We start from the raw sequence: 8,880 nt of genomic DNA, 5'->3' as shown, positions 1-8,880 counted from the left end.
CAGATCGCAGCGCAGCAGCGCCCGGTAGCCGATGATCCCGGCGCACAGCAGCGGCGCCAGCCGCTCGGCGGGCACGTCCTCGGGCAAGGGGTAGACGTAGTCGCGGGGCGCGACGAGATATCCGGCGTACCCGCCGTCGGCGTCCCACCCCGTATAAGCGGAGTGCGGGCAGAGGTTCTCCATCCCCCGCAGGCAGTAGCGGCACTTGCCACAGGTGGAGCGGAGCCAGGCCACGCCCACCCGCTCGTTCGTGCCCTCCACTCTGCCCACCACCTGATGACCGGGCGTGGTCCGCGGCCGCCGCGGCGGCAGATCGCCCTCGGCCAGATGCAGGTCCGTACGGCACACGCCGCACGCCTCGACCCGCACCAGCACCTCGCCGGGTCCCGGCTCGGGCACGTCCCGCTCGACGAGCTCAAGCGGCCGCGTCGCCATCGGCCCCGGCTCGGCCACGACCCACGCCCGCATGGTCACGACAGCCTGGAGTAGGCGAGCGAGGCGTAGAGCGCGGCGCCGTCGGGCAGCACCGAGTCGTCGAAGATCGCCTCGGGGGAGTGGTTGTAGGGCGAGGTGGCCGGATCCCGGTCGGGCGGGCACGCCCCCAGGAACACGAACGCGCCCGGCACCTCCTCCAGCACGTACGAGAAGTCCTCCGAGCCCATGATCGGCTGCGGCGACACGAAATACCGCCCGGGACCGAACAGCTCGTCGGCCGTCCTGCCCACGAACTCGGCCTCGCTCTGGTCGTTCACCGTCACCGGGTAACCCATCCCGAACGACGCCTCGACCTCCAGCCCGTGCGCCGCCGCGATGCCCTGCACGACCTCCACCAGCCGGCGCCTGACCTTCGCCCGGTTGTCCTTGCTGAACGTGCGCACCGTGGCCTCGAACCTGGCCTCGTCGGGGATCACGTTGTCCGCCGACCCGCCGTGGAAGCTGCCCACCGTCACCACCACGGGGTCGAACGGGTCGAACCCCCTGGTCACCATGGTCTGCAGCGCCGTCACCATCTCGCAGCCCGCCTGGATCGGGTCCAGCGCCCGGTGCGGGGTGGAGCCGTGCCCGCCGCGCCCCTTGACCGTCACGAGGAACGTGTCCGCCGCCGCCATGATCGGCCCCGGCCGCGACGCGAACAGCCCCGGCGGCAACATCCCGGACACGACGTGCATCCCGTACGCCGCCACGGGCCGCGCGCCCGCCGCGTCGAGCACGCCCTCGCCGATCATGTGCTTGGCACCCTCGTGTCCCTCCTCGCCCGGCTGGAACATGAAGATGACGTCACCCGCGAGCTCCTCGCGCCGCGCGCTCAGCAGCCGCGCCGCCCCCGCCAGCATCGTGGTGTGCAGGTCGTGCCCGCACGCGTGCATCTGGCCGGGGAGCTGCGAGGCGTACGGCAGATCGTTCTTCTCGGCCACGGGCAGCGCGTCCATGTCCCCGCGCAGCAGCACGGCCGGGCCCGGCCTGCCGCCCCTCAGCACGGCCGTGACGGAACTGAGCGAGGTGCCTGTCTTGACCTCCAACGGCAAGCCGTCCAACGCGGCCAGGACCTTCTCTTGCGTGCGCGGCAGGTGCAGGCCGAGCTCCGGCGTGGTGTGCAACGAGTGGCGGAGCTCGACGAGCTCGTCCCGGATATCAAGCGCTTCTTCAGTGAATGTCATGAAGAACATTGTTCATGCAGGGGACGGGAAGTCGACAAGGCGCGCTCGCTACGATGTGCCTGTGACTGAGCGCAAGCAGATCGATTCCTGGTTGTCGGACATGGACGGCGTCCTCGTGCACGAGGGGCGGCCGGTCCCCGGGGCGGACGAGTTCATCAAGCGGCTCAGCGAGTCCGGCAAGCGGTTCCGGGTCCTGACGAACAACTCGATCTACACTCCGCGCGACCTGTCGGTGCGTCTGGCCGGGGCCGGCCTCGAGGTGCCCCCCGCCTCCATCTGGACCTCCGCGCTGGCCACCGCCCAGTTCCTGGACGACCAGCGCTCGGGCGGCTCGGCGTACGTGATCGGCGAGGCGGGCCTGACGACGGCGCTGCACGAGGTCGGCTACGTGCTCACCGACCTCGACCCCGACTACGTCGTGCTCGGTGAGACCCGCACCTACAGCTTCACCCAGATCACCCGGGCCATCCGCCTCATCGAGGCCGGCGCCCGCTTCATCGCCACCAACCCCGACCCCATCGGCCCCTCCACCGAGGGTTCGCTCCCGGCCTGCGGCGCCGTGGCCGCCCTCATCACCAAGGCCACCGGCGTCGCCCCCTACTTCGTCGGCAAGCCCAACCCCCGCATGATGCGCAGCGCACTCAACGAGATCGAGGGCCACAGCGAGACGACCGCCATGATCGGCGACCGCATGGACACCGACATCGTGTCGGGCATGGAGGCGGGCCTGTTCACGATCCTGGTCCTCACCGGCGTCACCCAGCGTGACGAGATCGACCGCTTCCCCTACCGCCCCTCGCTGGTGGTCGACTCGGTGGCCGACCTCATCGACCTCATCTGAACCTGACCCCTTCTGACAGGTACGGATGGCACGCTTGGGTGTCATGACCCGCGTTTACCTGGAGATCGGCCCGAAGAAGGTGTTCGCCTGCTCGCTCGACTGGCCCGGCTGGTGCCGCGTGGCCAAGGGCGAGGAGGCCGCACTGGACCTGCTCATGGAGTACGTCCCCCGCTACGGCGCGGTGGCCGCGCGGGCCGGCCTGGACTTCGCCCCTGGGGACCCGGTGGTGGTGGCGCGGATCCCCGGCAGCGACATCACGGACTTCGGTGCGCCGTACGCCGTCCCCGACCTGGATCAGGAGCCCCTGCCGGCCGAGGAGGCGGCACGCGGCGTCGCCCTGCTGCGGGCGGCCTGGGCCCTCTTCGACGAGACCGCCGCCACCTCGCCGGAGGACCTCCGTAAGGGCCCCCGCGGTGGTGGCCGCGACCTGTCGCGCATCGTCGATCACGTGCTGAACGCCGAGCGCGCCTTCGCCAGGAAGGTGGATGTCCGCCACAAGCCGTACAAGTCGCCCGGGGATCGGGACGCGATGAGAGCGGAGCTGGCCGACGTCCTGTCCCAGCCCTGGGATCCGCCCCAGACGACGGGCTGGCCGCCCCGGTACGCGCTGCGCCGCATCGCCTGGCACGTCATCGACCATCTCTGGGAGATCGAGGACCGCCGCTAGCACCGGCGAAGGCAAAGAATCGACCCCGATTTCCTCGAGCTATGGGCAAGCACAGTCACTGACTGCAACCATATGGTGACCAAAAGCGGGGCGGCCCAAAGGGATGGCCGCGTCCGATCCAGCAAATGCAAAGGTGTCACTCGCTCCCCGGCCTGAAGGCCGGGGCTTGCCCCGCTAGACGGGGCGGGCCGGAGTGACCAGACCCAGCCATCACCGATAGGGAGGTGACCTTGGTGGCTACGTTGGACACACGTCAGCAGATCCACTCCGCCGTGCTTCCTCAGCGGCGGACCCTGGAATCCGCGTCAGCAGACAGCCCCGGAGCAGGGACGAAACGGGACGCGGACGCCTTCGGGCAGCGGAGTGCCCAACATGGTCGAGGGGAGACCCGAACGGCTTCACCTGGCCGTACGGGCGTTACCCGCGCAAGCGGAGAAAAGGTCGTGAGACCGCACCCCGTGCCACCCCGCACGCTTTCTGGCCGCGGGGTGGCACGGAACTCCTTGACCCTGGTTCGCCTGACGGCGAAACGGCTCTCCCTGCTCCGCTACGCGGGAAGTTCGTTTCCTCCACGGCCTGAAGGCCGGAGTATTCACGGAGAAGAAAGTCTGATGACGTGTGGACGTACAAGCGGAGATTCTCGATTTGAAGCTCCGTGTCGAAGGCCTCGAGACGTGCGATCGCCTCACCGGCGCGGCCTCGGGGGCCGATGGCGAGCAGCAACACCTCCTGCACGAGATCAACGAACGGGCCAAGCGCCTGGAGGCGGAGATCGCCACCATGAAGGCGCAGATGGCGACGGCGCGCGCCGAGACGATCGAGCAGTTCGCGGCCGTCGACGTGGAGGTCGCGGCCATCCGGCGGGAGGTGAACGCCTGCTTCGCCGCATCGCCAGAGGAGGGCGACTACATCCCGGTGCAGATAGCCGACGAGTTCGCGACCGTCCGGTCCGAGATCGCGCAGGAGTTCAACGTGGTGCGGTCCGAGCTGCTCGACCTGGGCATCAAGGTCGATCGGCTGCTGAAGAAGGACTGCATGTGAGCCGCGGGACGGCTATCCCATCTTGCGCAGCACCACGCCGAACAGGCGTTCCGCTGCCAGGTAGCCGGCGTGGCGGGAGTCGTGCGAGCGGTCCGGATTGTCGCCCAGCACGACGAGGCGCCCGTCCGGTACCCGCGTACCCGGCGCGGTCCGCAGGGCGGGGACGGTGTCGCGCGGTATCGGGTCACCCGGCACGGCCGCGACGCGCTTGATGATCCAGCGCGGACCCGGGCTCGGCTCGGCAGGGAGCGACCCCCGTGAGCCCTTGCCGCGCGGGCCGTGCGAGTAACCGGCGAGCACGACGACCTGCCCGGCGTGCAGCGAACCAGGCGGCGTCCGCCGCACGAGCACGCGCTCGCCGGGCAGGTACGCCGGCAGCATGCTCTCCCCCTGGACGGTCACCACCAGGTACCGGCGGCGCAGCCAGGCAAGGGTGACAGCGGCACCGGCGAGGCCGATGCCGGCGAGCACGGCCGCCACGCCGGTCACCGCGACGCTCCTGCCGGTTCGGCGGCGCCCTCGGACGGGGCCGGCCCCGCGTCGTCCAGGTAACCGGCCGCCTGACGGGTGAACAGCTCGGCGTACGTGCCGCCGTCGGCCAGCAGTGCGGCATGCGTGCCCTCCTCGGCGACGACGCCGTCGGCCAGCACCACGATCCGGTCGGCGTCACGGACCGCGCCGAGGCGATGGGAGATGACCACGCTCGTGCGTCCCGACCGCAGCCTCGCGAGCCGGCTGTGCACTTCGAACTCGGCCTCCGGGTCCAGGCCGGAACTGGGTTCGTCGAGGATCATCACGTCGCGGTCGCGGCGCAGGAACGCCCTGGCGAGCGCCACCCGCTGCCATTGCCCGCCGGAGAGCAGCACTCCCGAGTCCGCTCCGTCCTGGTCATCCTCCTCATCCAGGGGAAATCCGCGGCTCAGCAGTGTGCGGTAGCCGTACGGCAGGGCCGCGACGGCGTCGTGGACGCCGGCGTCCCGCGCCGCCTGCTCGATCCGCGCCTGGTCCTGTGCGGCGGGGAGGTCACCGACCGCGATGTTGTCGGTCGCCGTCAGCTCGTACGACACGAAGTCCTGGAAGACGGCGCCGATCCGGGCGCGCAGCGTCTCCGGCGGCACGTCGCGGATGTCCACGCCGTCCCACAGGATCGCTCCGCGGGTCGGTTCGTAGAACCGGCACAGCAGCTTCACCAGCGTGCTCTTGCCGGCGCCGTTGCGCCCGACCAGCGCGACCGTCTCCCCGTTCGGAACGAACAGGTTGACGCCGCGCAGGATCCACGGATGGTCCGCGCCGTAGCGGAACCAGACGTCGCGCAGCTCGATGCCCTGGCGCAGAGGCGGCAGCGACCGGCCTTGGGCCGGCGCCGGCAGATCGGACTCGGCGGTCACGATCGCGACGTGGTGATGAAGGGTCAGCAGGTGCTCGTACGCCATCACGCCGGCCGACACCATGCTGTCCAGCGCCGCCTGCACGCCGGCGACCGCCGCCACGAACATCGCCACGTCGCCGACGCTGAGCCGCCCCTGCCCCGCCGCCAGGATCGCCCAGACGAGGCCCGCTCCTGCCACGATCGCCGAGGCGCCTGACAGACTCGCATGGATGAGGAGCTCCCGCCGATCCATCCGGCGGCGTTCGGCGTTCGCGGTGCGCAGCTCGGCCAGCATGCGAAGCCGCAAGAAGGGGCCGAGGTCGAACAGGCGGATCTCCTTGGCGGCGTCCGCGGTGGACATCAGGTGCGCGTAGAACATTTCGCGACGCTCGGCCGGTCCGATCCGCCACAACATCGTGTTCCGTTGCCGCGACATCCGCAGCTCGATGAGCAGCCCCGGCAGGGCCGAGAGCACGACCAGGACGGTGAAGGCGGAGTTGACGAGTGCCAGGGACGCGACGAAGCCGGCGACCGTCATCGCGCTGCGAGCGGCGGTGAGCGCGGTGTCCACCAGCCTGCCGGGGTTGCTCGCGCTCTGCTGGGCCAGCCGCAGCCGGTCAAGGAATGCCGGGCTCTCGAACCTGGCCAGGCCGGTGAAGCCGGAGACCGCCGCGAACAGCTCGTCCTTCGCGTGCAGCGCGGTCCTGCGATCCACCTCGGCACGCAGGTAATGTCCCGCGTGCGTCGCCGCCGCGGCGGCCGTGGTGACGACGGCGATGGCCACCGCCAGGGCGAGCAGCGTGCCGGTCTGCCGTAGTGCCACCCCGTCGAGCACGGCCTTGGTCAGCCAGGCCACGGCGATCGGGGTGGCCGAGCCCACCAGCGTGACCGCCAGGTAGGCAAGGACATGGGCGGGCGCCGACCGCCACACCATCGCGGCGGCGCGTGCCGCGCTTCTTGCCAGCCCCGGCGGCGTCGGTGCCGGCTCGCTCACGCAGGCGACCCAGCCGGCAGCCGGGAGATCTCGGGCGCCACCGCGAGCAGCTTGCCGCCCGCGGCCACCTGGAGGAACGTCGGGAACGAGTGAACGCCGAACGCGTTGCTCACAGCGCTGTCCACGATCACCTCTGCCACGGGCTTCAGAGCGCTGACCATATTCGCGGGGTCACCCGATCGGTTGTCGACCACCGCCAGCACCCGCGAGCGGTCCTGGTCCGCGGCCCACGAGGCGAAGCCGGGAAGCTTCTCATGGCAGCCGCGGCAATCGGGCGACAAGAACGCGACGACCGTCCCGTCCGGCAGGAGATCCCGGGTGAGACGGTTCCCGTCCACCGTCGTCGCCTCGAAATCACCGGCGACGTCGCCGACGGTCGGTCCCCCGCCCGGCCCGGAAGGGCCGCCCATCAGGTCGACGGCTTCGTACAGTCCGTCCAGCAGCTTGGTGTGCTCCCGTAGCCGCCGGACCACGCCGAGGGTCAACACCAGATCCACGAGGCACAATGCGCCGACGAGGGCAACGATGGCGATCAAATAGGACATGAGACAACCTTCCGTGTGAAGGGCCCGGCCGGACCGCCAGCCGGGCACCCGGTCAACGCGCGGTCACGAGCAATAGATGTAGCTCTTGCAGCCGCCGCAGCTGGAGTTGCCGTTCGGGTAGTAGCAGCAGTACTTCGCGGTGAACGCCGGGAAACTGCAGCACTGGTAGCCGCAGTCGGTAGCCCTGGCCACGGAGTGCGGCGCGATCAGCTCGAGGAGCCGGTCGGCCATTCTGGTCACGACGCGCATCAAATCGTTCCTTTCGGTCGTTCCGACGGGCCGGCGCCCGCCCGTCGCAGCCTGCGCCAGAGCTCTGAGCGATTTCTCAACGAATTCTTAACGGCCTGTCCCCGCAGCTCACGCCGGCTGTCGCAGGCGCGGGAGATCACGGATGGTGAAAGGAAACGATGCGGTCGCGGACCTTGTCCGCCTGCGCGTCGCCGAGGGCGTCGAAGAACTCCGCCGCCTGCTTCCAGGCGTCGAGCGCGGCCGCGATGTCACCCGCCCGCACGTGCGTCTCGCCCAGGCGGACCAGCGTCTCGGCGGCCGCGTGCAGGTCGTCGCAGTCGCGCAGCAGCTCCGCCGCTCTCTCGAAGCACGTCACCGCTCCCGCGAAGTCGCCTTTGAGATGCAGTACGTGGGCGACGCTGTCCCAGGCGTGCCCCTCGCCCTGGGCGTACCCGAGGTCGGCCAGGAGCCGCTGGGCCCGCCGGCAGTCGGCCAGCGCATCGTCGTACTCGCCGATCTGGGCTCGCAACCAGCCGGAGTTGTTCAACGCCCGCGCCTCTCCGACGACGTCGCCGGCCTGCTGGAACAGCTCCAGCGCGTGCAGCGCGTGGCTCAGCGCATCGCCGGGGCGCGCCTGGCTCAGCGCGACGGTCAGGCCCAGGTGGACGTGGGCCTGCAGGACCGGTTCGCCGAGGTCCCGGTGCAGCTCGACCGCCTGCTCGAAGTGCTCGACGGCCTCGCGGTCGCGGCCGAGCCTGGCATGAGCCCTGGCGATGCTGTTGTGGCAGCGGGCTTGGGCCAGCCGGTCGCCGAGCCGCCCGGCCGCGTTCAACGCCACCGCCTGAGTGCGCAGGATCTCCTCCCAGAGACCACGGCGCTGCATGAACTCCGCGAACGCCCACGCCAGCTGCCACGTGTGCCGGTCGAACCCGGCCGTGGTCGCCTCCGCCAGCAACGCCGGCAGTGCAGCCGACTCGTCGGCGTACCACCGCAGGGCCTGCGCCTCCCCGTCGAACCGCTCGACGACGGCGCCCCGCGCGGGCGGTTCCAGCCGCAGGTTGTCGCGGTGGCGGTAACACACACCGTTCGCGGCGCACGCCGAGTGCAGGTAGTAGTCCAGCAGCCGTCGTGTCGCCGCCCGCCGTACCGTCTGCCTGTCGGTGGCGCGCGCCTGCTCCGACGCGTACACGCGCAACAGGTCGTGCATGTGCAGACGGCCGGGCGCGTGGATCTCGACCAGGTTCGCCCGGTCGAGGTGCGCGGCCAGCTCCCGCGTGCGGTCCACCGGCAGCGCGGCCAGGCTCGCCGCCGCGGGCATCGACAGGTGCGGCCCGGGGTGCTGCCCCAGGCGCCGGAACAGCCGGGCCGCGGGCTCGGGCAGGTCCCGATACGAGCGCCCGAACACTCCGCGCAGGTCGATCGCGGGGTCGCTGTGGGCGAACGGCTTCAGATCCGCGTCGGCCCGCTCGAGGCCCGCGGCGACCTCCGCCAGCGGCAGATCGGTGCGCTGGGCCAGCTGGGCCGCGACGATCGCCAG

At 70.8% G+C, this 8,880-nt stretch carries 10 protein-coding genes; 3 read left to right on the top strand and 7 right to left on the bottom strand.

Translation table 11 applies throughout. The annotated features are described in order from the left end of the window. Together AB0J09_RS46655 and AB0J09_RS46650 are read right to left on the bottom strand one after the other, a co-directional pair. A partial coding sequence (locus AB0J09_RS46655) for an alcohol dehydrogenase catalytic domain-containing protein (protein WP_360706422.1) occupies positions 1 to 468 on the bottom strand: 468 nt, incomplete at its 3' end. A gap of 2 nt (positions 469 to 470) precedes the next feature. Continuing rightward, entirely contained in the window at positions 471 to 1,658 is a 1,188-nt protein-coding gene (locus AB0J09_RS46650; protein ID WP_360706417.1) for a M20 family metallopeptidase, read from the bottom strand. Between the two features lie 100 nt (positions 1,659 to 1,758). On the opposite strand from AB0J09_RS46650, the gene AB0J09_RS46645 reads away from it, so the two are divergent. The 3 genes from AB0J09_RS46645 to AB0J09_RS46635 all read left to right on the top strand — a co-directional run bounded on the left by AB0J09_RS46645 (position 1,759) and on the right by AB0J09_RS46635 (position 4,207). Continuing rightward, complete coding sequence (locus tag AB0J09_RS46645) at positions 1,759 to 2,499, top strand: HAD-IIA family hydrolase (RefSeq protein ID WP_360706419.1); 741 nt, start codon at positions 1,759 to 1,761, stop codon at positions 2,497 to 2,499. Between the two features lie 43 nt (positions 2,500 to 2,542). Beyond that, complete coding sequence (locus AB0J09_RS46640; RefSeq protein ID WP_360706414.1) at positions 2,543 to 3,166, top strand: hypothetical protein; 624 nt, start codon at positions 2,543 to 2,545, stop codon at positions 3,164 to 3,166. A 645-nt stretch (positions 3,167 to 3,811) separates the two neighbouring features. After that, positions 3,812 to 4,207 carry a hypothetical protein gene (locus AB0J09_RS46635; protein WP_360706411.1) on the top strand — a complete coding sequence of 132 codons (396 nt, stop codon included), beginning with the start codon at positions 3,812 to 3,814 and terminating at the stop codon, positions 4,205 to 4,207. Between the two features lie 12 nt (positions 4,208 to 4,219). On the opposite strand, the gene AB0J09_RS46630 is transcribed toward AB0J09_RS46635, so the two are convergent. The 5 genes from AB0J09_RS46630 to AB0J09_RS46610 all read right to left on the bottom strand — a co-directional run. Beyond that, positions 4,220 to 4,696, bottom strand: coding sequence for a S26 family signal peptidase (locus AB0J09_RS46630; protein WP_360706408.1), 477 nt, complete (start codon positions 4,694 to 4,696; stop codon positions 4,220 to 4,222). Further along, positions 4,693 to 6,570 carry an ABC transporter ATP-binding protein gene (locus tag AB0J09_RS46625; RefSeq protein ID WP_360706405.1) on the bottom strand — a complete coding sequence of 626 codons (1,878 nt, stop codon included), beginning with the start codon at positions 6,568 to 6,570 and terminating at the stop codon, positions 4,693 to 4,695. Before AB0J09_RS46625 ends, AB0J09_RS46630 begins: the two co-directional genes overlap by 4 nt. Further along, positions 6,567 to 7,115: a hypothetical protein gene (locus tag AB0J09_RS46620; protein WP_360706403.1), complete on the bottom strand. Its 549-nt coding sequence runs from the start codon at positions 7,113 to 7,115 to the stop codon at positions 6,567 to 6,569. The genes AB0J09_RS46625 and AB0J09_RS46620 overlap by 4 nt, the downstream gene beginning before the upstream one ends. A gap of 63 nt (positions 7,116 to 7,178) precedes the next feature. Continuing rightward, a complete protein-coding gene (locus tag AB0J09_RS46615) occupies positions 7,179 to 7,364 on the bottom strand; it encodes a hypothetical protein (RefSeq protein WP_360706400.1) in 186 nt (61 codons plus the stop codon). 136 nt (positions 7,365 to 7,500) lie between these two features. Then, positions 7,501 to 8,880, bottom strand: a 1,380-nt coding sequence (locus tag AB0J09_RS46610) for a tetratricopeptide repeat protein (RefSeq protein ID WP_360706397.1), incomplete at its 5' end; no start/stop codon positions are given.

Source organism: Nonomuraea sp. NPDC049784 (genome assembly GCF_040659615.1).
Taxonomy (GTDB): Bacteria; Actinomycetota; Actinomycetes; order Streptosporangiales; family Streptosporangiaceae; genus Nonomuraea.
Note: the sequence above shows the minus strand (reverse complement) of the source record. Positions and strands in the feature narration are given on the sequence as shown.